General features: G+C 44.8%; 26 protein-coding genes and 1 pseudogene. 11 read left to right on the forward strand and 16 right to left on the reverse strand.

The window, feature by feature from the left end; all coding sequences use genetic code 11:
- The 4 genes from E1163_RS30655 to E1163_RS19940 form a co-directional block, all read left to right on the forward strand.
- Nucleotides 1–484: RNA polymerase sigma factor (locus tag E1163_RS30655; protein ID WP_185156149.1), on the forward strand; the 484-nt coding region annotated here is incomplete at its 5' end.
- Nucleotides 468–737: an anti-sigma factor gene (locus E1163_RS19930; protein WP_155174222.1), complete on the forward strand. Its 270-nt coding sequence runs from the start codon at nucleotides 468–470 to the stop codon at nucleotides 735–737. The genes E1163_RS30655 and E1163_RS19930, both read left to right, overlap by 17 nt.
- Nucleotides 738–742: 5 nt before the next feature.
- Nucleotides 743–1,399 (forward strand): ClpP family protease, encoded by a 657-nt coding sequence (locus tag E1163_RS19935; RefSeq protein WP_155174223.1) that lies wholly within the window; start codon nucleotides 743–745, stop codon nucleotides 1,397–1,399.
- A 482-nt stretch (nucleotides 1,400–1,881) separates the two neighbouring features.
- Nucleotides 1,882–2,379 carry a GNAT family N-acetyltransferase gene (locus E1163_RS19940; protein ID WP_343033897.1) on the forward strand — a complete coding sequence of 166 codons (498 nt, stop codon included), beginning with the start codon at nucleotides 1,882–1,884 and terminating at the stop codon, nucleotides 2,377–2,379.
- A 176-nt stretch (nucleotides 2,380–2,555) separates the two neighbouring features.
- Here E1163_RS19940 and E1163_RS19945 read toward each other — a convergent pair whose 3' ends face one another.
- The gene (locus E1163_RS19945; RefSeq protein WP_246223780.1) at nucleotides 2,556–2,972 is read right to left on the reverse strand and encodes a DUF6567 family protein; all 417 of its coding nucleotides are present in this window, start codon (nucleotides 2,970–2,972) and stop codon (nucleotides 2,556–2,558) included.
- Between the two features lie 177 nt (nucleotides 2,973–3,149).
- On the opposite strand from E1163_RS19945, the gene E1163_RS19950 reads away from it, so the two are divergent.
- The 4 genes from E1163_RS19950 to E1163_RS19965 all read left to right on the forward strand — a co-directional run bounded on the left by E1163_RS19950 (nucleotide 3,150) and on the right by E1163_RS19965 (nucleotide 6,363).
- Nucleotides 3,150–3,716, forward strand: a complete 567-nt coding sequence (locus E1163_RS19950) for a Crp/Fnr family transcriptional regulator (protein WP_155174224.1) — start codon at nucleotides 3,150–3,152, stop codon at nucleotides 3,714–3,716.
- Between the two features lie 89 nt (nucleotides 3,717–3,805).
- Nucleotides 3,806–4,804 (forward strand): aldo/keto reductase, encoded by a 999-nt coding sequence (locus tag E1163_RS19955; RefSeq protein WP_155174225.1) that lies wholly within the window; start codon nucleotides 3,806–3,808, stop codon nucleotides 4,802–4,804.
- Nucleotides 4,805–4,973: 169 nt separating this feature from the next.
- Entirely contained in the window at nucleotides 4,974–5,687 is a 714-nt protein-coding gene (locus E1163_RS19960) for a TatD family hydrolase (RefSeq protein ID WP_155174226.1), read from the forward strand.
- Nucleotides 5,650–6,363, forward strand: a complete 714-nt coding sequence (locus E1163_RS19965) for a tRNA threonylcarbamoyladenosine dehydratase (RefSeq protein ID WP_155174227.1) — start codon at nucleotides 5,650–5,652, stop codon at nucleotides 6,361–6,363. The genes E1163_RS19960 and E1163_RS19965 overlap by 38 nt, the downstream gene beginning before the upstream one ends.
- 37 nt (nucleotides 6,364–6,400) lie before the next feature.
- On the opposite strand, the pseudogene E1163_RS19970 reads toward E1163_RS19965, so the two are convergent.
- Nucleotides 6,401–7,309 (reverse strand): annotated as a pseudogene (locus E1163_RS19970) (aminotransferase-like domain-containing protein); the annotation flags it as partial.
- 18 nt (nucleotides 7,310–7,327) lie between these two features.
- Nucleotides 7,328–7,831, reverse strand: a complete 504-nt coding sequence (locus E1163_RS19975; RefSeq protein WP_155174229.1) for a GntR family transcriptional regulator — start codon at nucleotides 7,829–7,831, stop codon at nucleotides 7,328–7,330.
- Nucleotides 7,832–7,917: 86 nt separating this feature from the next.
- Here E1163_RS19975 and E1163_RS19980 point away from each other — a divergent pair, with 86 nt between their 5' ends.
- Both E1163_RS19980 and E1163_RS19985 read left to right on the forward strand, forming a co-directional pair.
- A complete protein-coding gene (locus E1163_RS19980; protein WP_155174230.1) occupies nucleotides 7,918–8,676 on the forward strand; it encodes an SDR family NAD(P)-dependent oxidoreductase in 759 nt (252 codons plus the stop codon).
- Nucleotides 8,673–9,170, forward strand: coding sequence for a heme-binding beta-barrel domain-containing protein (locus E1163_RS19985; protein WP_155174231.1), 498 nt, complete (start codon nucleotides 8,673–8,675; stop codon nucleotides 9,168–9,170). Before E1163_RS19980 ends, E1163_RS19985 begins: the two co-directional genes overlap by 4 nt.
- Before the next feature lie 214 nt (nucleotides 9,171–9,384).
- Here the strand turns inward: E1163_RS19985 and E1163_RS19990 are convergent, their stop codons facing one another.
- The 3 genes from E1163_RS19990 to E1163_RS20000 form a co-directional block, all read right to left on the reverse strand.
- Complete coding sequence (locus E1163_RS19990) at nucleotides 9,385–9,762, reverse strand: DoxX family protein (RefSeq protein WP_155174232.1); 378 nt, start codon at nucleotides 9,760–9,762, stop codon at nucleotides 9,385–9,387.
- 251 nt (nucleotides 9,763–10,013) lie between these two features.
- The gene (locus E1163_RS19995) at nucleotides 10,014–10,424 is read right to left on the reverse strand and encodes a hypothetical protein (RefSeq protein WP_155174233.1); all 411 of its coding nucleotides are present in this window, start codon (nucleotides 10,422–10,424) and stop codon (nucleotides 10,014–10,016) included.
- 90 nt (nucleotides 10,425–10,514) lie between these two features.
- Nucleotides 10,515–10,799: a hypothetical protein gene (locus E1163_RS20000; RefSeq protein WP_155174234.1), complete on the reverse strand. Its 285-nt coding sequence runs from the start codon at nucleotides 10,797–10,799 to the stop codon at nucleotides 10,515–10,517.
- A 242-nt stretch (nucleotides 10,800–11,041) separates the two neighbouring features.
- On the opposite strand from E1163_RS20000, the gene E1163_RS20005 reads away from it, so the two are divergent.
- A complete protein-coding gene (locus tag E1163_RS20005; protein ID WP_155174235.1) occupies nucleotides 11,042–11,464 on the forward strand; it encodes a VOC family protein in 423 nt (140 codons plus the stop codon).
- Nucleotides 11,465–11,597: 133 nt separating this feature from the next.
- Here E1163_RS20005 and E1163_RS31430 read toward each other — a convergent pair whose 3' ends face one another.
- The 10 genes from E1163_RS31430 to E1163_RS20055 all read right to left on the reverse strand — a co-directional run bounded on the left by E1163_RS31430 (nucleotide 11,598) and on the right by E1163_RS20055 (nucleotide 20,863).
- Nucleotides 11,598–11,876, reverse strand: coding sequence for a helix-turn-helix domain-containing protein (locus E1163_RS31430; RefSeq protein WP_343033899.1), 279 nt, complete (start codon nucleotides 11,874–11,876; stop codon nucleotides 11,598–11,600).
- A gap of 3 nt (nucleotides 11,877–11,879) precedes the next feature.
- Nucleotides 11,880–13,007: an AlbA family DNA-binding domain-containing protein gene (locus E1163_RS20015; RefSeq protein ID WP_155174237.1), complete on the reverse strand. Its 1,128-nt coding sequence runs from the start codon at nucleotides 13,005–13,007 to the stop codon at nucleotides 11,880–11,882.
- Nucleotides 13,008–13,125: 118 nt separating this feature from the next.
- Nucleotides 13,126–14,268: an alpha-hydroxy acid oxidase gene (locus E1163_RS20020; RefSeq protein WP_155174238.1), complete on the reverse strand. Its 1,143-nt coding sequence runs from the start codon at nucleotides 14,266–14,268 to the stop codon at nucleotides 13,126–13,128.
- Nucleotides 14,265–14,594 carry an L-rhamnose mutarotase gene (locus E1163_RS20025; RefSeq protein ID WP_155174239.1) on the reverse strand — a complete coding sequence of 110 codons (330 nt, stop codon included), beginning with the start codon at nucleotides 14,592–14,594 and terminating at the stop codon, nucleotides 14,265–14,267. Before E1163_RS20025 ends, E1163_RS20020 begins: the two co-directional genes overlap by 4 nt.
- On the reverse strand, nucleotides 14,591–15,889 hold the full coding sequence (fucP, locus tag E1163_RS20030) for an L-fucose:H+ symporter permease (RefSeq protein ID WP_155174240.1): 1,299 nt from the start codon (nucleotides 15,887–15,889) through the stop codon (nucleotides 14,591–14,593). Before fucP ends, E1163_RS20025 begins: the two co-directional genes overlap by 4 nt.
- 11 nt (nucleotides 15,890–15,900) lie before the next feature.
- Entirely contained in the window at nucleotides 15,901–16,683 is a 783-nt protein-coding gene (locus E1163_RS20035) for an L-fucose dehydrogenase (RefSeq protein WP_155174241.1), read from the reverse strand.
- 2 nt (nucleotides 16,684–16,685) lie between these two features.
- Nucleotides 16,686–17,513: an amidohydrolase family protein gene (locus E1163_RS20040; RefSeq protein WP_155174242.1), complete on the reverse strand. Its 828-nt coding sequence runs from the start codon at nucleotides 17,511–17,513 to the stop codon at nucleotides 16,686–16,688.
- Complete coding sequence (locus E1163_RS20045; RefSeq protein ID WP_155174243.1) at nucleotides 17,510–18,358, reverse strand: fumarylacetoacetate hydrolase family protein; 849 nt, start codon at nucleotides 18,356–18,358, stop codon at nucleotides 17,510–17,512. Before E1163_RS20045 ends, E1163_RS20040 begins: the two co-directional genes overlap by 4 nt.
- An 82-nt stretch (nucleotides 18,359–18,440) precedes the next feature.
- Nucleotides 18,441–19,220, reverse strand: a complete 780-nt coding sequence (locus E1163_RS20050; RefSeq protein WP_155174244.1) for an SDR family NAD(P)-dependent oxidoreductase — start codon at nucleotides 19,218–19,220, stop codon at nucleotides 18,441–18,443.
- 35 nt (nucleotides 19,221–19,255) lie between these two features.
- The gene (locus tag E1163_RS20055) at nucleotides 19,256–20,863 is read right to left on the reverse strand and encodes a UxaA family hydrolase (RefSeq protein ID WP_155174245.1); all 1,608 of its coding nucleotides are present in this window, start codon (nucleotides 20,861–20,863) and stop codon (nucleotides 19,256–19,258) included.
- Nucleotides 20,864–20,886: the final 23 nt, after the last annotated feature.

Raw genomic sequence — 20,886 nt, forward strand, 5'->3', positions numbered from 1 at the left:
GCGGGCTTTTCCTGTAGTGGCAGGATTCATCAGCTCTGCAGGAGGTTCATTTGAAGATGCCAGGGACATTTTTCATGATGCTTTGGTGATTTACATTGAGAAAATTACCCAAGGCACTGCAGGTATTATAAAATCTGAGCAAGCCTATATTTTAGGTATTGCAAAACACTTATGGCTAAGAAAATACCATAAAGATGTTCACCGTACGTCATTGAGCGACGTAGAGCATGAGCTTGTGATACCTGATGATTATTTTCCTACAGAAGGCAACAACCGGTTGCTTAACTTTTTGAAAATAACCGGAAGGCGCTGCCTGGATTTGTTACGAGCCTTTTATTTTCAGGAAATGTCGATTAAAGATATAGCAGGGCAATTAGGCTATTCGCACGAGCATTCTGTCAGTGTGCAAAAATATAAATGTCTTGAAAAAGTAAGGAACACAGTAAAAACTAAATCCCTGACCTACGATGACTTCACGGAATAATACGAGACTGATAGACGAATATCTTAACGGAAGGCTTTCTCCTGTTGACAGGCTTTTGTTTGAGGCCAGGCTTACTGTAGACCCTACTTTAAAAAGGGATCTTTACTTCCAGAAAAAAACATACCGGCTGGTGAAGATGTATCACCGGGAAAAATTGAAAGAAGAGATAGAAGCCCTGCACAAGAAAATTTTCAGCAGCGCCGACAAGCTAAATTTCCGGAGCAATATTTACCAATTATTTAAATCAAGATAAGACTCATGATAGAAGCTAACGTGATACCCATGGTGATAGATAACTCCGGCAGAGGAGACCGTGCCTATGACATTTACAGCCTTTTGCTGAAAGAACGCATCATTTTTCTTGGAGGCCCTATCAACCAATCTGTTGCGAGTATTGTGGTTGCCCAGTTGCTATACCTGAATAGTGCAGATCCAAAAAAGCCGATCAATCTATACATTCAAAGTCCGGGAGGGGAGGTATATGCCGGACTGGCCATTTATGATACGATGAAAATGCTTTCGGCTTCCGTATTGACGTATTGCGTAGGTTTTACAGGAAGTATGGGTACATTTTTGTTAAGCGCCGGAGAGAAAGGCAAGCGTTTTGCGCTTCCCCATGCCACCATTCATATGCACCCCACCGGAGGCGGAGCCAAAGGCTATACAGAGGATGTGCGGATTGCCACCCACGAACAGGAGCGGCTCCAAACTCAAATATTCCATTTAATGGGTAAGCATACCGGCCATACGTGGCAGGAGATCGAAGATTTTTTCATACGTGACAAATATTTGAATGCCCAGGAAGCCAAAGACTACGGTATAGTAGATGAAATTCTGGGTGATACCAGCGATTTAGTCACCTTAAACAAGTCCAGACCAGGGGTGAATTTTATGCTTAAGATGGCGCAAAAGTAATAGAATTAAGCTATCGGTATTTCAGTAAGTCCACCTCCGCAGTTCTCCTCAATGTTATTCAGCGGACTCGACAAATACGCACTTTTTGGTTGATAAATTTAATGACAGCTTACAGCGCTAAATTGCGGCTTTACTAAACTTTGAAAGTTTGGTAAAGCTTTACTGTTCTGTAACACCGGCTGAGGGTAATAGCCTTAAAGCAGAGGTTGCTACCTTTCGGAGCATCGCCTCTTCCGGCAATGGCCTCCTGCCATAATTACAGATTGTGCCTCCGAATGCCGTAGAGTCCTCTGTGAGAGACTTTACTGGGAAGTAAATGTAAACTGTCGGGTATTTCTGCGGATGGTGAAGTGTAAGAGATGTATTACCGGCTGAGGCTTTAAGTTTCAGGAGAATAATTTATCCGTCACATCGCGTGAAATTATTCAATATTTGAAATAAATTAGCGCCTTTAAAAAAGCAAAATTTAAACCCATCATCTAGTGACTATAGATTTCATCCCAATAAAGATTGACGACAAGCATGCTGTACTGAACTTATTTAAAGAGGCCGCAGAAAAAATTGCCGGCATGGGTATTGACCATTGGCAATACTGGAAAAATCCTCCTGCAGAAAAAGTGGAATGGGTAGAAGAAGGGATCAGGAATAATGAATTCTTTTTCGTTAAATCCGGTGATGAAATAGTAGGCATGGTTAGAATCCTGGAAGAGGATTGGTTGTACTGGGGAGAGCAAAAAGATAAGGCTTTATATGTTCATTCCCTGGTTGTAAAAGAGGAATATGGAGGAAAAGGAGTTGGAAGTGATGTACTCAAAAAAGTTGAAAACAGGGCAAAGGCAGAAGGTTGCAAATATTTGAGGCTTGATGCAGATTCCAAAAATCACAAGCTTTGCAATTATTACGAAAATCAGGGGTTTAAAAAGGTGGGGACCAAGGAAGTGACACTATCAGTAAGCAACCTGTACGAAAAGGAATTGTAGCTATTAAGTTCTGTTTTCTACTTCTGGTTTGGCAAGAAATCCAAATGCAATAATGAGTACAAGAAGTGTCAAAGTTGCAAGAGGAAAGTAGTTCGCATAAATCATCAACCCTCCGGTGCCAGCGTAAACGGAGACAATTTCATATTGTCCTTTGAGACCTTAGCCTTTGTTTCAGCTCATTCAAACTCTACCACATCCGCTACCACCACCGTTGTGACCTTGGTGTAGAAAAAAGTGTTGATAGACTCTGAATCATACCTCACGTTTACCAAAGCCAACTTTCTTCCTTCTGCCACACCATTTTCGGTTTCGAACCTGGTCCATAGCGCACTTATGGCTGCTTTGTACAAGGTACGTTCGTCATCCAGTGGGATCAGGGCAAATTGTGTGGCCGCCATACCCAAGCCATAACTTACTCCAAATAAGGCTCGTGATGAGGCCTCCCCGGATACGTTGGTGCTTACAATGCGGAAGTTTGGAGCACCTAGCTGAACATTGGTTATGTGGCTGGATGCAGTGACACCCGTGGAAGAACAACTGCTCAGAAAAAGGCCGGAAGCCACAAGCAAAACGGTTAAGCTGATATTTTTCATAGTTCTATATTTTAAAGAGGCAAGGAAGGCTACTTGAAAGATATTTGACATGATAGCGGTCCGGTTGAGCAATGATTGTTGTCGTTGAAGTAATATGAATACCCAATGCCGGACAGGGAAAAACCAACATTTACTTCCACAGACCGTTTCCACTAGAGGAACAGGCTATCATACCCCATGGAAGAAACCCTAAGAAAACACCTGGAAGAAATCATTGAACTTACGGATGAGGAATTTGCCCTCGTGCTGTCGCATTTTAAGCTGAGGACTTTTAAAAAGCACCAGATTGTGATAGATCAGGGTGATCCGGTAAAGTATAACCTTTTTATCATAAAAGGTTTAATGAAATCTGCCAGGGTCACTCCTGATGGCAAAGAGCATATAGTACAGTTTGCCATGGAAAACTGGTGGATTACCGACCTGGAAGCCTTTCATTATGGTACCCACTCCAAGTTTACCGTTGACTGCCTGGAAGATACCACTACTTATGGTTTAACGCTGGAAAGTAAGCTTCTGCTTTGCAAACAACTCCCGAAAATCGAGCACTTTTTCCATGTTAAAACTACTACTGGATATATTGCGCTGCAAAAGAGGGTCCTCTGCTTTATCAGTAGTAAAGCCCAGGACCGGTACCACAACCTGCTGGACCAATATCCTGGGCTTATGCAACGTGTACCTAAAACAATGATAGCCTCTTTTTTAGGGGTGAGCAGGGAAACCCTAAGCCGGATGGCCGTGGCTTAGTGTGACAAATCGCACAGCAAATCCGTGACAAACCTCCTGTTATCCTGAGTTTACAGAGCAGAGCTTTGCTATATAAAATTTAGATGGTTATGAAATATAGAAACTTAGGAAACTCAGGGTTAAAAGTGCCTGTGCTCAGCTATGGTACCGCCACTTTTGCCGGAACTAATGAATTTTTTGGAAAATGGGGAAAGACTGATGTAGAGGAGGCCTCAAGGCTTATTGATATCTGTTTAGATCGCGGCGTTAACTTTTTTGATACGGCCAATGTCTATTCGCAAGGTGACTCTGAAATGGTATTAGGAAAAACTTTGAAGGGGAGGAGGCAGCAGGCGATCATTTCAACCAAAGCCACTTTTCAGATGGGTGACGGGGCCAACGATAAAGGCTCCAGCCGGTTCCATTTGGTAAAGGCTCTGGACGATAGCCTTAAACGGCTGCAAACGGACTACATCGACCTGTACTTTATGCATGGTTTCGACAGTGAAACGCCTGTTGAAGAAACCTTGCGAACTTTGGACAAGATGGTGACCAGTGGAAAGGTACGTTATATCGGCTGCTCAAACTTTGCTGCCTGGCAGTTGATGAAATCACTTTCCGTTTCTGAAAGGTTAAACCTGGAAAAATATATCGTATATCAGGGCTACTACTCACTGATTGGCCGGGACTATGAGCAGGAACTGATGCCGCTCCTGAAAGATCAAGACATGGGACTAATGGTATGGAGCCCACTCGGTTGGGGACGACTGACCGGTAAAATCAGACGAAACCAATCCATGCAGGAGGGCAGGATCAAATCAGGTGGTGATACCGGTGCGCCCCCGGTGGATGACGAATTCGTTTATGATGTGGTGGATGCCCTGGAGCGAATTGCCACCAGGCATGGCAAAAGCATTCCGCAAGTCGCCATCAATTGGCTGCTTCAAAACCCAACCGTTTCCAATGTGGTAATTGGCGCCAGAAATGAAAAACAACTGATAGATAATCTTGGCGCCGCGGACTGGACACTCCCAGAGTCTGATTTTGAAGAACTGGATCAGATCACTCAACAGACACCCATTTACCCTCATTGGGTTGGGGAGAGGTAGGGTAAGGCTACAGGTAGGCTAATATACATTGTAAACCTTGTTCATCCTTAGCGTTCTTTGCGGTAAAATTTATACGCAAAGAGCGCTTATGTCATTGGTGGCTGGTTTGGGTTTATTTGTAACTTGAGGTCGTAACCAAACGATATCTCAATTATCCTGTTTCATTTTAATGAGCATGTTACCTTTTAAAGACCCTGTTATTCTTGATTTCCATACCCATAAAGTAAGGAATGGTGATAACCCGGGCATTGTTGAAGTTGTCTCGCTACACTTGGGCAAGGGACAGCCGCCGGAGGGTTTTTATACAATCGGAAAGCACCCCTGGTGGACAGAAGAGGTTCTCACACCTGATGAAGAGGATCAATTGAAAACTCATTTTGCCCGGCCGAATTGTATAGCATTGGGAGAGATGGGACTGGATAACCTGAAAGGTCCTTCTATGGAAACCCAAATGGAAATCCTCAGAAGCCAACTGCGCGTTGCCAAAGAACTCAGGGCGCCGGTAATTATCCATTGCGTAAGAGCTTATCATCAGTTGCTGCAAATTAAAAATGAGTTCCCGGAAATCACCAGATGGTGTATTCATGGTTATGGACGTAATGCCACCTTGGCGCAACAGCTCACTGATGCGGGTTTTTTTCTATCGCTCATGCCGCAGTTGCACCACGTGGATAAATACAGCCAGTTGCTGCATGCTGTACCTGCCAACAGGTTATTTCTCGAAACCGACAGTATGCCAGATGTTTCCATAGAAAATATATATTTGCAGGCTTCAAAGGCATTGAATGTTCCTATTGAAAAGCTAAAGGAACAATTTATAGATAACGCAAATAACTTTTTTACTCATGAGCTGGCTGGAAAGGACAGAACTGTTAATTGGTGAAGAATCCCTGCAAAAATTAAAACAAGCACATGTGTTGGTCGTGGGGCTTGGAGGTGTAGGCAGCTATGCGGCAGAAACACTCGTGCGGTCAGGAGTAGGGAAGATCACAGTTATTGATGGCGACCTGGTGGACCCCACAAACAAAAACCGTCAGTTGCAGGCTTTAGACTCTACCGTAGGCTTATTGAAGGCTAACGTGCTTAAAGAAAGGTTTTTGGATATCAATCCGGAGCTTCAAATTACGGTCTATGATGAATTTATGCAGCCTGATGCCATGACCAAACTGCTTACCGACAACCAGTTCGATTTTGCACTGGATTGTATTGACAGTTTTGGGCCTAAACTAAGCTTCATACTGACTTTGAAACGCCTGAAGTACCCCTTTATCTCATCCATGGGGGCAGGCGGCAAACTAGATCCGACCAAAATCAGAATTGCGGACATCAGCAAAACCAGGGAGTGCAAGTTTGCCCAGCAACTGCGCAAGATCCTTAAATCCAAAGGTGTGCGTAAAGGTGTGCTTACGGTCTACTCCGAAGAAATCCAGTTGGCACAATCACTGAAGTTAACGGACGGCTCCAACTATAAAAAGTCATTTTACGGGACTATAGCCTACATGCCCGCCATGTTCGGCATGACCATGGCCTATGAAGTGCTGCGGCGGTTGATGAGGTAGGTTCGAGTAGTCGTACACGGTTTTGCATGATCGGTATTTAACCTTGGCCAATCATTTTATAAGCCAATTCACCAAGTCTTTTTACGGACTGCTCGATTAGCTCGTCAAATGGCTCCGAATAGCTCAGGCGAATATAGTTAGTGTGCGTACTATGTTGAGCAAAGATCTGCCCTGGTACAACTACAATATCATATTTCAAAGCTTCCTTGAAAAACTCATAGCCATCAACAGAAGCCGGAAACCTCAACCAAAGCACGAAGCCTCCTGCCGGCACATTGAACTTCACCGTAGGTGGAAAATACTTTATGATGGCGTCCCCATACTTTAGCAGGTTCAGGTGTAGCTGCTTTCGAAGTGCTTTTAAGTGCAAATCGAATCGGCCGGTGCGCATAAAATCAGCCAAAGCAGCTTGTGACAAACTGCTTGTACCCAGCGATAGCAATCTTTTGGCGCGGGCGAGCTTGTCGGCATAGGATTCTGTTAAGCAATAGCCTACCCTGAAACCCGGAGCCAGGGATTTTGAAAAAGAAGAGCAGTAGAGTACACAGCCAAAAAGATCAAAGGACTTCAATGTAGAAGGGCGTCTGGTGCCAAAGTAAACGTCTCCATACACATCGTCTTCGATGATGTGTACCCCTTTGGCTCCGGCAATTTCCACCAGTCTTTTTTTATGATGATCAGCCATAGAAACCCCTGTTGGGTTGTGAAAGTTAGGGCATACCAGGCATAGCGTGATGTTAAATTCTGAGATGGTTTTTTCAAAAGCTACCGCATCAAAATCTGGTGTATTGAATGGAAAGGTGTAGATATTCACCGGCCTGCCGGTCAAAAACTCCCGTATATTGAAATAATTAAGAGGGTCTACCAAAATGTTATCCCCGCTTTTGGTGAGTATATCCAGGCCAAGGTTGATAGCCTCCAGACAGCCGGAAGTGACCACAACATCCTCTGGCTTGAACCGGCCTCACCACTTTGAAGCCTGAACAACGATATGGTTTTTAAGTGCTCCCATTCCTGATGCATCCTCATACCTCAGCAGGCTGTCACCATATTGGATCAGGATATCACGCGCAGATTTCCTGAGTTTGCCTGTGGGCAGCATTTTGCTGGAAGGCGTAGCGTTTGCCAGCACAACCTTATCGGGCAGTAACTTGGCTCGCTCTACTGAATTGATGATCTCTCCGGTGTCGCGGGAAGCGGGATAAAATGACTCCTGAGGTTCGGAAGATGTCTTCTGCGTGTCCCTCTTTTCCACTACCGGGTGCAGGCTAACGTAATACCCCGACCTGTTTCTGGCTTCAATAAGGCCTTTTGCCTCAAGGGCATAGTATGCTTTGAAAACAGATGAAGGGCTTACGTTCCTTTCTTTGCACAACTCCCTGACTGATGGCAGTCGTTGGCCTATCCTCAGCACCCCTAAGCGAATCTGCTCCTCAATAGTGCAGGCTATATCTTCATATTTAAACACGACACAAGATCATCTGATATGCTTCAAATATAAAAAACTGTATCTGTTTTCTTTTGAGGTGAGGCTCTAATTTTGCCTAAAAAACAATGAAAGGAACAGCATTTATCACCGGCGCAACATCTGGGATCGGAGAGGCATGTGCCATACTCCTTGCATCTAACGGTTACAATCTCGTACTCTGCGGAAGGAATCAGCCTAAGTTAAACCAGTTAAAGAATAAGCTTTCACAGCATGTTGATGTACATACTTTATGTTTTGACATAGGGCACACTGACCAATTGAAGGAAATCACAAAAAAATTACCAGAGGCATTTCAGCGTATAGATGTACTGATCAACAATGCCGGAGGTGCCCATGGGTTAGATGAATTGGATCATTCATCCATCTCGGATATTGATCAAATGATAGACGTCAATGTTAAGGGCCTGCTTTATATTACCAGGATGGTCATACCCTGTCTAATGAGAAGCAACGGTGGTCACGTGGTTAATATCAGTTCTGTAGCGGGTAAGCAGCCCTATGGGAAAGGCGTGGCTTATTGCGCGTCAAAGGCGGCAGTGGAGGCTATAAGTGAAAGCTTGCGGCAGGAGTTGGTACCAAGAGGTATTAAGGTAACCAATATTGCTCCGGGTGCTGTTAATACCAATTTTTCAACGACCAGATTTAAAGGAGATACGGAGCGGGCAGCCAGGGTCTATCAGGGCTTTTCTCCTTTAGTGGCCGAAGATATTGCAGAAACTGTGCTTTTTTGCCTCAACAGGCCTTCCCGGGTTCAGATATCTGATATGACCATACTGGCTTCGGCACAAAGTACTGCTACCACTATACACAGAGCCGACCTATGACGCACAATCACATAAATCATATTATAAGTTTGCTGGAGGGAAACTGGAAAGGCGAAGGCCGGGGTATGTTTCCCACCATCCCTGACTTTGTATATAAAGAGGAGATCATCTTCAGGGGCGACCCTGTGAGGATGCTTACCCACTTTGAGCAAAAAACATGGGTCAGGAGTGAGGGGGAGCGTGCTTTCAGGGCCGGCCACTGGGAGTCAGGCTTTCTCTACTTTGATGCAGAGCTCAATGGGTTTCTTAACAGCGCCCAAAACAGTGGAAGGTGTGAACTGCTAAAGCTGGAAAGCGTGCAGGAGAGCAAGGAAGGCCATGAGCTGCTTTTTGAATCGCAGCAGATTATCAACGACCTTAGAATGATGCAATCTGCCAGAGTCTGGCGACTTAATGATGTTGACAAAACTTTTGACTACGACATGAAAATGTCTACCGGGAAAGTGCAGCAGATCACTTTGCACTTGCAGGCCAGACTAAAGAAGGAGGTATAAGTCGGACTAATAATGCGAAACTTCTTTTAAAGCCCGGGCTTTGGTTTGCTCCAGGTGACTGACTAATGGCATCAAAAATTATGATGTGGCTTGATGTCGGGAAAGTATGTGTTATTACGGAGAAAAGCGCCTGCTTTGTGGAGGAGAAGTGGCTAAATACCACCCGGAAATCCCGGGTGGCTTAGTATTAAATTGTAAAATAATTTGAGGTAGTTTACCTTATCATATGCGTATACCTGTCTTTGTTTTCAACAATTACCCAAATGTTGATAAGAAAGAGGACGAGGCCAATCACAACACCTGCAGGATCGTGGGTGAGGTGGTGAACAACGATACCCACCATAATCGGGAAAATAACAATGGCACCCAGGGCCCTTGTTTTTGGTATGGCTATTAAAACCCCTCCGACTATTTCGCCAAGGGCGACTAATGGCATTAACCATTTTATAGTCATAAATGCACCGAATATCTTCATGGTTTCCTCCGGCATGTCTTCCGGCATAGGCATGTAATTAAAGAATTTGTTTAAGCCAGAGTTGACCATCATCAGCCCAAAGAGGATGGTAAGGACTAGTAAAATTTTGTTCTTCATTGTTTTGCTGTTGGTTTAAAATATTTTCCTAATGAAGAGTTTGAACGTATTTTCTATTGAAAAGTTGGTGGTGCTCACGTCAATGGGAAAGCTGAACAGGAAAATGTAGAAGTTCTGAATTGAATATGACGAAAAGCTACCTTCTGGCAAGTAAAACTTAAACCATGTGGTAGCTATATTCGACAGTAAGCAGTTTGGGGTGCTTACCACGGCTCTTGTTTAAACGACTTTTCAGATAAATCAGACAGCAATCAAACTGAAGTTGCCGGTTCCGGTTTTAGTTTGTTATTGATGAATATTATAAACTCATCTAATTCGGTTTGTTCAATCATATGTACGGGAATCCTTAGTTTCTTCGGTTTTGAGTCCTCTTTATAATGTAAAATTACCTTCTTAGGACTGGCGGCCTCGATACTGGTAATATCTTTGAACTTAATAAACCGGGTAGAGGCAAGTGCCCCTATTTTTATTTCCAAATGATCATTTTCAATTTTAATGATATCTTTATCTTTTTGATAATAAGTCATTCCCAGGAAAAGTGCCGCCAATGCAAGTAACTCAATTCTGCCGGTAAATATCAGTAATGCAGCAGCTACTAATAAGATGTACCCAAGGGTGGTTTGTTTTTTTGTAAACGCTTTACTGGTTTTGATTGATTTCATATAGTTTTTAGTTTCCAGGCCTGACATAAGAAGGTCGTCAGGATATGAGATTTTTAGTTAAAATTCCTTATGTCGTGGTTTTGTACTGCTTTAGGCATCGTTTTGCAAAAACTCATCCTTTTTCAATTTGTCTAATACTTTACGGGCACCCATGGCTCCAATTAAACCTATGGGGACGAGAAGACCCGAGGAAATTAAGAAAACCATGGCCCCCGGTCTGGTCTTACCTGTTTTAATTAACATCAACCCGATAATGTTAAACACGACTACTATTCCGAAAAAGTACGGAATAAATGGGTATTCAGGCTCTATGGAGGTGATCAAGGCTAGTATACAATGGATAGCAAACCCTAAAATCATTTGAGTGTTAATCATAAATAGTGCTGTTAAACGTGTTAATCTAAACTGTTTTGAATATGGGGCGGCAATAATAGGAAAGCTTAGCTGCCTGTGATTGTATATTTTTAACACTTTAATAATAGTAATATGAAATAGCGATGAAAGTTGCCTCAATGCACCCTCCCTTATGTCGTGTTCACCATTACAAAAAGTGGATAAAATGGTGGAACTTAGTGTAACCAAAGCAGGTGTAAATAGCCAACCTAAAAAAGAAGAAAATGAATCCGAAAAAGATCTGGGCAAATTTGGCCGTGAGTAATGTTGAAAGGACCTGGGAATTTTACCTGAAATTGGGGTTTAAGCCCAACTGTCCCCCTTCTACCAAAGAGCTGGCAAGTTTTGTGGTAGGAGATGATGACTTTGTAATCCATTTTTTTGAAAGCGAACACCTTAAATCCAACCTGGAAGGGGAATTGGCAGACCTGAGCAAAGGAAATGAGATCGTTTTTACACTTTCAGCCCAAAGCAAGGATGAAGTAGACAAGTGGGTAGAAGAAGTGCAAAAAGCAGGAGGCACTGTGCTGTACGACCCCAAAAAAGACAAGAAGGCATATTACGATGAAAATGGCTACTATGTTTTTGTCTTTGCTGACCCGGATGGGCATAAATTTAATGTGTTTTTTAATGCAGGTAAGGGGTAGCTGTTTGTGAGAGGGGTAAAGTATCTAGCTTGAAGATCTTTAGTGCTGTTATATTAATAAAAGCTCGCTTTGTCTTAGTTGTTTAGTCATTTAACTACTGGCTGAATTGAATAAATATGTTCTGGAGACATATTTAATTTTTCAATATTTTCCACTCTCCCCTTGTGCCACCAACTCGCTCAATTTTCCCTTCTTCTTTCAGCTTCTCAAGGTGATATTTCACTCCGTCTTCAGGTATTTCACCCAATATCTCAGCCAGTTTTTTTCTGCTCATTGCAGGGTGCTCACTGAGAAGTTTAAGAATTTTATCCGAAATGATTTGGGTAGTGATTTGGGTAGTGATTCGGGTAGTGATTTGGGTAGTTACATTTTTCTTCAGCGGGATAATTGCTTTGAAAATATCACCTTCAATAAACTATGGATTAGTCTCAGGTGTATAAATGCTATAATATCTGAAAGTATTTCGAACCCCGGAGCCTAGCTCATCCACCCGACCTATTTCTTTGAAAAACTTCGCAATTATCGGATTCTTGGGATAGGGAGAAAAATTTAAAGGATCTATTACACCATTGTCATGAGGTCGGTTCCAGTTTTCCGTGGATATCCGGTCTTTTTCGATGATGAGTTTAGCAGGAAAGGCATTGGTGTACTCACGGTGGATTAGCAGGTTACCTATTACTTCACGGAAAATCCTATCGCGTACGCTGATACGCTGTTCGCCTTCCTGATAAAATTTGTCAGGTAAGTGCTTTCGTACAAAAGCCATAAGTCGATCATAGCTTTCAATGAGGTTAGTGCGGATGTCGTCTCGGTCGTCATATCGATCCATGTTTTCTACCCGCAAGATGGAGTCTGTTTTATGGTGTGGTAATACACTTTGTATAACTTCATCTTCTCCCAGCAGTAATACAGCAGCTAATGTATAGCCGTTTTTCCCGGTTTGATGGTCATGCTTATACAAACCGGCAGATCGTAACAGTTCTTCGTCCGTCATATCTAACCAGGGATGATCTGATCGTTGATTTTTGGCTAGTGTACGTACTCGGATGAATAATTCACCTTTGAAGTCTGATAATTTGATATAAGGATAAATCCGGTTTTCGGAATATGTAGTTTGTTTTCTGAGGTAGAGTTGCGTGACTTGTTCAGTTTGTCGACTAATATCAAAATCTCCGTCTTCATTCCGATCAAAGATTTTCCCATTAGTGCTATGTACCTGAGAGCTTTCTGGCACATACACATGGATTACTTTTTTGCCTTTATAATCAATCACTTGTGTTGACAGGTAGAATGGTGGGTTAAGCTTTTGAGGGTTGTTGGCATTTGTAACAATGTTGTTGAGAATGTTTTGTATACAGTTTTCCATGACACCTTCTACCGTTCCGTCATTTTTTACACCTAGTAGCAAGTGACCACCCCTTCGGTTAAGAAATGCACAAATGGATTCAAAGGCATCTTTGTTTAACTCAAACAGAGAAGTTTTAAATTCGTATTCAATGCCTTCACCTTTTTGCAGAATTTCTTTTAGCTTATCAGCAGTCATAACAAGTTCTCACAAATCTGAGATGTCTGTAGTTTTGTTTTTATTCAGGCTAGTAAATTAACAACAAATTTTTCGTTTGCCTTTTTGTTTTTGATCTATTAAGCACAGTTCTACTTCCTCACTTTTCCAAAAACCGCCCAAAATCCTGCACCTGTTTGCAGCACACCTGCTCCATTACCTGCTGTAGTTGTGTTTTGAGCAAGGAAATGGCGTGATCACCGCCCTTGCTGCCCAAAGCAGCCACGCTATACATAAAGGTTCTGCCCAGAAAGGCAAATGAAGCGCCTGTAGCCAGTGTACGGGCAATATCAGGGCCGGAACGAACACCGCTGTCCATCATCACCTTGATCTGGTCGCCGTATTTTTCTGCGATGGTTTTAAGCGGTTTGATGGTTGATTGCCCGGCATCCAGTTGGCGGCCACCGTGGTTGGATACAATGATACCGTCCAGTCCCAGTTTAATGGCTTGCTCAGTGTCTTCTTCGCAGGCCACGCCTTTCAATACGATCTTGCCCTTCCACATATCACGTATAGGAGCAATTTTTTCTTCATTTAGCCTGCCTGAAAAGGTGTCGTTCATAAACTTGCCGAGCTGTTTCAGGTCGAGGCCTTTGGGCATGTAAGGCCTCAGTGTTTCAAAGTTGGGCTGTCCGTTGATCAGTGTACGTAGCGCCCATTCCGGTTTGCCCATAATCTGGAGTATATTGGATAGCGTCATTTTAGGAGGCATAGCCAGTCCGTTGCGGATATCCCTGGGGCGGAAGCCAAAAGTGGGCACATCGCAAAGCAGTACCAGCACCGGACATCCGGCAGCTTCAGCCCTGCGGATCATATCATCACGGAGCCTGTTTTCGGCTGGGTGGTACAACTGAAACCAGGCCTTGCCCTCCGTTAGCTCACTGGCGCGCTCTATGCTCATGGTGGTAACCGTGCTGAGCACGAAGGGAATATTATGCTCATGGGCTGCTTTTGCCAAAATTTCCGGGGCTTTGGGCCACATCAGCCCCTGCAATCCCACGGGCGCAATCCCAAAGGGAGCATCATAAGTATGGCCAAACAGCTCTGTCTTCATTTCGGACATGGTATGTTTGGAAAGGTACCTGGGGATAAGCTGTACCTCCCTGATCTCCCTCGTATTCCGGTCAAGGTTTACATCCTCATTGCAACCTCCATCGAGGTATTCAAAAGCAAATCGGGGGATTTTCCTGCGTGCCCTGTTCCTCAGGTCGTCAATGGCAGGGTATCTTGTGTCAAAGCTCATAATTCAAATATTTTTTCCATGAGTACCCATTTTTCACCTCCTTTCGCAAAAGGAAGCCGTTGCTGGTACTGTTCCATCAGCGTCTCCCACTCCTGTACCTTAGGGTTGTCGGCGTCCAGTTTTTGTTTATTTTCAAAAGTGAAAGAACCATCTACTTCCATGATCATAAAAAGCCGCGTGTGGACCTGAAAAATTTCCATTTGCCGAATTCCCGAATCACGGATACTGCTGATCACTTCCGGCCATACCTGCTGATGATGTTCAACGTATCCCGCAATCAGTTCAGGGTCATTTTTCAGGTCAAGTGTGAGGCAGTAGCGTTTCATGCCTGAGTGGGTTTAATGGTTACTCTTTTTCCATAGAGGGCAATTACGGCAAAACATATAGCTGGCAGTATGAAAGAAAAGTTTACTTCCGGAACCCCTAAAATCCTGATGTCTGCATATCCGGCCCCACCAAGGTCAAGCACGGTGCCCTGCAAGGTAGGCATTAATGCCCCACCTACAATGGCCATAACCAAACCTGCAGCACCGATCTTTGATTCATCTTCGGTGAGCCCATCCAGCGCAATTCCGTAAATGGTTGGGAACATCAGCGACATGCAAAATGAAACAGCTACCAGGCAATACAGCCCCGCTATACCCGTGAGGAATATGGTTCCCAATGACAAAGCCAGAGCTATTAAAGAAAAAGCCGTTAACAATTTACCGGAGTTGATATATTTCATCAGAAATGTACAGAAAAAGCGGCCGAGGAAAAAGCAAATAAAAGCAATAAACTGGTAGTTGCCTGCTTCCTCGTTACTAATGCCGATGGTTTCGGAATAATGGTAAATGTATGTCCAGCACATAATCTGTGCACCCACATAAAAAGCCTGTGAGATCACGCCCTCCACATATTTTGGTTTCTTTACCAGTGCTTTAATGGTTTTCCAGGGGCTTTGGTGAAGGTCTTCCGATTTTACCTGCGGCATTTTGCTCACTACGATCAAAACCAGGATCAGGATTAACCCCAGACCCAGGGCCACGTAGGGAGTACGGATCACCATCAGGTCAGCCGTGGTAATCGCAGCTTTTGCGGAATCTGACAAATTTGAAAAATCTACATCATCTGATTGAAGTTTTTTCAATACCAGTTGTTGCGCCACCAGCAAGCCTCCGAGCAAACCCACCGGATTGAAAGATTGTGCCAGGTTCAGCCGTTGTGTGGCGGTGGCTTTATCGCCCATGGCAAGGATGTATGGGTTCGCTGTGGTTTCCAGAAAAGCCAGCCCGAAAGTAAGTATGTAGAGTCCGGCCAGAAAGAAGGCAAACTGCTCTGCAACGGCTGCCGGGTAAAATAGCAGAGCACCTGTAGCATACAGGCTCAGCCCTATGATGACCCCCTTTTTATACGTATACTTTTGTATAAACAAGGCGGCTGGCAGAGCCATAGTGAAGTAGCCGCCATAAAAAGCCAGTTGCACGAGGGAAGCCTGGAGGTTGTCCAGCTCCAGCACCTTTTTAAAGGCTGTCACCATAGGGTCTGTCACTGCATTGGCAAAACCCCAGAGGGCAAAGAGTGAGGTGATAAGAATAAAAGGCAACAGTACCTTTTTCGAAACTACAGGTGGTTTATTCATGGTTCATAGGTTTACGTTATTGCACGGTCGAGGTGAACATAGCCGCCGTCCACCACCATCCATTGTCCGGTAGTATGAGCGCTGCGTTCGGAAAGCAGGAATACGGCCATTGCCGCAATCTCCTCCGAGGTGGTCATCCTCTGCCCTAAAGGTATTTTGGCCGTTATCTTATCAAGTTTGGCCTCCGGATCTTCAAAAGTACTGATCCAGCTTTGGTATAATGGTGTCATTACTTCTGCCGGTACAATGGCATTTACGCGTATGCCGAAGGGAGCCAGCTCTACAGCCCACTCCCGGGTCAGCGCCAGTTGAGCGCCCTTGCTCGCAGCATAACCCGAAGTGCCTCCCTGGCCGGTAAGTGCTGTTTTGGAGCTTATGTTTATGATCGATCCTTTAGTGGTTTTCAAATGGTCAACCGCATAATGTACAAGGTCGTAATAATGTGATAGGTTGGTCATTAACGATTGCCTGAATTTTTCAGGGCTGCCTTGGATCAATCCTATGCCATCATTTGCCCCTGCATTGTTCACAATTCCGTCAATTTTACCATAAGTTGCAACCGTTTCATCTACTATCTGCTTGCAAACATCCTCTTGCCCCAACTCCTGATTGATTACCATACATTGGCCTCCATCGGAAATAATTTGCTGCTTTACCTTTTCTGCAGCATCGGCTGACCGCCCGACGATAACTGGAATGGCACCTTCCTTGGCAAGCTCCAAAACAATGGCTTCACCAATACCCTTGGCACCTCCCGTTACAATAAATACTTTATCTTTCAATTTTAAATCCATAATCAAATCAGGTTATAAAATTTTGTAGCAGTCTTTCCCATGATCCATCCCTGCTCCTCCAGGCTAAGCGAAGAGATGGACGATTGCAGTGCACTGATGATGTGGTCATAGTTGCCGGCCACCAGGCACACCGGCCAGTCAGAACCATACATGAGCCGCTGTGGGCCAAAATGTTGAAGACAAAAATCAATATAGATGGTAAAGTCTTTCTCAGTCCAGTGTTGCCAGTCAGCTTCTGTAGCCATGCCGGATAGCTTTACGTGTACATGATCATACTCACTGAGTATTTTCATATACTTTGCCCAATGGTCGAAGGACTGCTTCTTAATATCAGGTTTGCTGATATGGTCGATCACCAAAGGCATGGCAGGCAGGCTCCTGACCAATTCCAGGACGTCATCAAGCTGGGTTTCGTTGGTCAGTATGTCGTAAGTCAGCCCATGCTTTCCAACGCTTTTAACGCCCTCAACGAAACTATTAGAAGTCATAAATCCTTTTGGTTCAGCCTGGAGGATGTGCCTGACACCTTTAAAATGTTTATTTGCTTTGAAATAAGCTAACTGCTCATTAAGGTCATGTTCCTGCAGATCCAGCCAGCCAACCACACCCTTGATCCAATCGTTGTCAGCAGCCAACTCCAGCAGAAACAGGGTCTCATTTTCTGATTGGTCTGCCTGCACGGCCACACACCCGTCAAAGGCATGCTTGTCGAGCAGCGGTTTGAGGTCCGCAGGCATAAAGTCCCTGCGGATCACCTGCATGTCGTCCGTGATCCAGCCCTCTTTTACCGGGTGGTATTGCCAGAAATGCTGGTGAGCGTCTATTCTCATGACTGCCAGTCGATTACTTCCTGCCTTGAACTTCCTAACCCATCAATACCCAGCTCTACCACATCACCCGCTTTCAGGTACACCGGTGGTTTGAACCCAAGCCCAACACCTTCCGGTGTGCCGGTAGAAATAATATCACCTGGCATCAGGCTCATAAACTGCGACAGGTAAGCAATCACTTCCTGTACATTGAAAATGAAATCATTGGTATTTCCATTCTGTACTTTTTTCCCGTTCAGTGTCAGCCACAGGTTCAGGTTGTTCGGGTTGGCCACTTCGTCTTTGGTAACCAGATACGGGCCCAGCGGAGCGAATGTGTCGCAGCTTTTACCTTTTACCCATTGGCCGCCACGCTCAAGCTGGAACTCGCGCTCGCTGACGTCGTTGTGCAATACATAGCCGGCCACGTAGTCCAATGCGTCTTCTTTGCTTATATAGTTGGCCCGCTTGCCGATCACCACGGCCAGCTCTACTTCCCAGTCTGTTTTTTTACTGTTTTTAGGGATGACGATATTGTCGTTTGGCCCAACAATGGATGACGATGCTTTGAAAAACACTACCGGCTCTTTAGGTACGTCCATGCCGCTCTCAGCAGCGTGTTTTTGATAATTGAGCCCGATACAAATAATCTTGCCCGGACGTTTTACCGGGGCGCCGAGCCTTACCTCGTCGCTTACCCTGGGAGCAGTGGCCGGATCGAATTTTTCCTGAAGAGTAGCAATGCCTCCTTCGGTAAAAAAGTCTTCATCATAATCTCTTACAATCCCGCTTACATCGTATCGCACACCTTCATATTCCACACCTGGTTTTTCAGAGCCAGCCTCTCCAAATCTTATTAATTTCATTTTTTATGTTCTTCTAAAATTTAGTATCAATTAGCATATCGTTTAGGTTTGACAGGTTTTGAAGTCTTGTCAGAACTATGTCCTAAGTATTCAAAGTCACGAAGCCCCCGTCAATGGCAAAATCACTGCCCGTAATGAAGGCAGCTTCATCAGAGCATAGATAAAGCACCAGTGAGCCTATTTCATCAGGCCTTCCCATACGGCCGATCGGCTGGGTTTTAGACAAGGCTTCGAACATCTCCTTTTCATTTCCGGGATAGTTTTTGGACAAGAATCCATCTACAAACGGCGTATGCACGCGGCCGGGAGAGATGCTGTTGCAGCGAATGCCATAGCTCAGGCAGTCTTTGGCTACCGAAAGTGTCATGGCATGTACGGCACCTTTGCTGGTAGAATATGCAAACCGGTCAGAGATCCCCACATGGGCAGCTACCGAAGACAGGTTGACGATAGCACCACCTCCTGATTTCATAGCTTCCACGCCGGCTTTCAGGGTGTTGAAAACACCTTTGATGTTTACCTCATAGATCCTGTCAAAATCTTCCGCCGAGGTATTCAATACATTGCCTACATGGGCAATGCCCGCATTATTGATGAGTATGTCTAATCCTGCTCCATCCAGTGCTTTATGGAATACAGCCTGTACGTCTGTGGCATCAGCTACATTGCATTTCCAGCTACTGGCCTTACCGTTTTCGGCTTCAATTTCCTTCACTACTTTTTCAGCAGCAGCTTCATCAATATCCATGATGTGAGCTTCCGCGCCATGGGCAGCTAAAATAATGGCTATGGCCCTGCCTATACCGCTCCCGCCACCGGTAATGATGGCTTTCTTTCCAGTTAGATCAAATGTTTTTTTCATGCCTTATTGCTTTCTTATCAATTAAAGTGTCGTGCTTAAAGAGACACCCCTCTTTTCCAGGGTATAAAATCGTTTTGTTCCAATGCCATGGCCTTTGTTTCTTCTCCACTGGCTACAGCAATAATTTTTTCCAATAGTTCCTCACCTACCTCTTCGATCGATTTAGCACCGGAAATGATTTCACCGGCATTCACGTCTATCAGATCACTCAGTTTCTCACTCAAAGTGTTGTTGGTTGATATTTTTATTACGGGAGTGATCGGGTTCCCCGTAGGGGTGCCGAGGCCGGTGGTGAAAAGAATGATATTAGCTCCTGAGCCTGCCAGGCCTGTAGTCGATTCCACATCGTTGCCGGGAGTGCATAAAAGGTTAAGGCCTGCCCTGGTTACAGGCTCGGTGTAATCCAGAATATCACTGACCGGTGCTTTTCCTCCTTTTTTTGCCGCTCCTGCTGATTTTATAGCATCGGTGATCAGGCCATCTTTAATGTTGCCGGGTGAGGGGTTCATGTCAAAGCCGGAGCCAACCGATCTGGCCTGGGCCTCATAGGCGCGTTGGATAGTCACAAACTTTTCGGCGAGTGCTGTTGAAGTACAGCGGTCAACAATGTTTTGCTCAACACCATTTAGCTCAGGGAACTCGCTCAGGATGGTAGAGCCGCCCAATGCCGCTATAAGGTCAGAAGCATGTCCTACAGCCGGGTTGGCCGATATACCGGAAAAACCATCGGAGCCCCCGCATTCCAGCCCTACCACCAGCTTATCTAAAGAGGCTGGCTGACGGGTGATGCTGTTTGCTTCCTTCAAGGCTTCCAGAGTCTGGTCAATGGCTTCTGAGATCAGTGCTTCTTCGGAAGGCATTTTTTGTTGCTCGAAATAAAGCACAGGTTTTTGAGTGTTCGGGTACAGCTCTTTTTGGATTTCCTGAAACCAACTGATTTGTGCATGCTGGCAGCCCAGGCTGAGCACCGTTGCGCCTGCTACATTGGGATGGTTTACATAGCCTGCCAGTAACCTGAGCAACGCTTCTGAATCTTGCCGTGTGCCACCGCAGCCACCCTGATGGTAAAGAAATTTGATGCCGTCTATATTCTCAAATACCCGCGACTTTGCAGAGGTGGGTTGCTGAACAGCCAGTGACAATTTTTCGCTGACCAGTGCTTCATATTTGTTAGGGCGGTAGTAGCCCAAGGCCTTGATCAATGCTTCTTCGATAACTTTCAGGTTTCGGTTCTCACAAAAAACCAAAGGGACAAAAAGCCAGTAGTTGGCGGTGCCTACTTTGCCATCAGGCCTGTGATAGCCGTTAAAGGTCCTGCTTTTCCACTTGGCTACATCAGGCTGTTCCCATGTATAGGCGCTCCTGTTATCTACAGTGATCGGATCGGCGAAATGCGTAATGTTATTGGTCGTAAGCAGGTCACCGGCCTTAAGATCTGTATTGGCCTTTCCGACGGGTACGCCATACATAATCACTTTTTCTCCTTTATGAAGGTCAAGGGTCAGGAATTTATGCTTTTGAGGGACGGGGGCAGAGAGTACTATTTTCCTGTCCCCGAAAGACACTTCCCCCGGAGGCAGGTCTATCAATGCCACCAGCACATTGTCTTTATTGTCAACCTGTATGAATTGCGTTTTTTCCATATACTTAAATGTTCAATCGTGAG

It is taken from the genome of Fulvivirga kasyanovii, assembly GCF_009711405.1.
GTDB classification, from domain to species: Bacteria; Bacteroidota; Bacteroidia; order Cytophagales; family Cyclobacteriaceae; genus Fulvivirga; species Fulvivirga kasyanovii.

What these genes read in the sequence shown, in the direction of transcription:
- E1163_RS19930 (WP_155174222.1), top strand. Translation starts at nt 468, where the DNA reads ATGACTTCACGGAATAATACGAGACTGATAGACGAATATCTTAACGGA.
- E1163_RS19935 (WP_155174223.1), top strand. Translation starts at nt 743, where the DNA reads ATGATAGAAGCTAACGTGATACCCATGGTGATAGATAACTCCGGCAGA.
- E1163_RS19945 (WP_246223780.1), bottom strand. Translation starts at nt 2,972, where the DNA reads ATGAAAAATATCAGCTTAACCGTTTTGCTTGTGGCTTCCGGCCTTTTT.
- E1163_RS19950 (WP_155174224.1), top strand. Translation starts at nt 3,150, where the DNA reads ATGGAAGAAACCCTAAGAAAACACCTGGAAGAAATCATTGAACTTACG.
- E1163_RS19955 (WP_155174225.1), top strand. Translation starts at nt 3,806, where the DNA reads ATGAAATATAGAAACTTAGGAAACTCAGGGTTAAAAGTGCCTGTGCTC.
- E1163_RS19960 (WP_155174226.1), top strand. Translation starts at nt 4,974, where the DNA reads ATGAGCATGTTACCTTTTAAAGACCCTGTTATTCTTGATTTCCATACC.
- E1163_RS19965 (WP_155174227.1), top strand. Translation starts at nt 5,650, where the DNA reads ATGAGCTGGCTGGAAAGGACAGAACTGTTAATTGGTGAAGAATCCCTG.
- E1163_RS19980 (WP_155174230.1), top strand. Translation starts at nt 7,918, where the DNA reads ATGAAAGGAACAGCATTTATCACCGGCGCAACATCTGGGATCGGAGAG.
- E1163_RS19985 (WP_155174231.1), top strand. Translation starts at nt 8,673, where the DNA reads ATGACGCACAATCACATAAATCATATTATAAGTTTGCTGGAGGGAAAC.
- E1163_RS19990 (WP_155174232.1), bottom strand. Translation starts at nt 9,762, where the DNA reads ATGAAGAACAAAATTTTACTAGTCCTTACCATCCTCTTTGGGCTGATG.
- E1163_RS19995 (WP_155174233.1), bottom strand. Translation starts at nt 10,424, where the DNA reads ATGAAATCAATCAAAACCAGTAAAGCGTTTACAAAAAAACAAACCACC.
- E1163_RS20000 (WP_155174234.1), bottom strand. Translation starts at nt 10,799, where the DNA reads ATGATTAACACTCAAATGATTTTAGGGTTTGCTATCCATTGTATACTA.
- E1163_RS20005 (WP_155174235.1), top strand. Translation starts at nt 11,042, where the DNA reads ATGAATCCGAAAAAGATCTGGGCAAATTTGGCCGTGAGTAATGTTGAA.
- E1163_RS20015 (WP_155174237.1), bottom strand. Translation starts at nt 13,007, where the DNA reads ATGACTGCTGATAAGCTAAAAGAAATTCTGCAAAAAGGTGAAGGCATT.
- E1163_RS20020 (WP_155174238.1), bottom strand. Translation starts at nt 14,268, where the DNA reads ATGAGCTTTGACACAAGATACCCTGCCATTGACGACCTGAGGAACAGG.
- E1163_RS20025 (WP_155174239.1), bottom strand. Translation starts at nt 14,594, where the DNA reads ATGAAACGCTACTGCCTCACACTTGACCTGAAAAATGACCCTGAACTG.
- fucP (WP_155174240.1), bottom strand. Translation starts at nt 15,889, where the DNA reads ATGAATAAACCACCTGTAGTTTCGAAAAAGGTACTGTTGCCTTTTATT.
- E1163_RS20035 (WP_155174241.1), bottom strand. Translation starts at nt 16,683, where the DNA reads ATGGATTTAAAATTGAAAGATAAAGTATTTATTGTAACGGGAGGTGCC.
- E1163_RS20040 (WP_155174242.1), bottom strand. Translation starts at nt 17,513, where the DNA reads ATGAGAATAGACGCTCACCAGCATTTCTGGCAATACCACCCGGTAAAA.
- E1163_RS20045 (WP_155174243.1), bottom strand. Translation starts at nt 18,358, where the DNA reads ATGAAATTAATAAGATTTGGAGAGGCTGGCTCTGAAAAACCAGGTGTG.
- E1163_RS20050 (WP_155174244.1), bottom strand. Translation starts at nt 19,220, where the DNA reads ATGAAAAAAACATTTGATCTAACTGGAAAGAAAGCCATCATTACCGGT.
- E1163_RS20055 (WP_155174245.1), bottom strand. Translation starts at nt 20,863, where the DNA reads ATGGAAAAAACGCAATTCATACAGGTTGACAATAAAGACAATGTGCTG.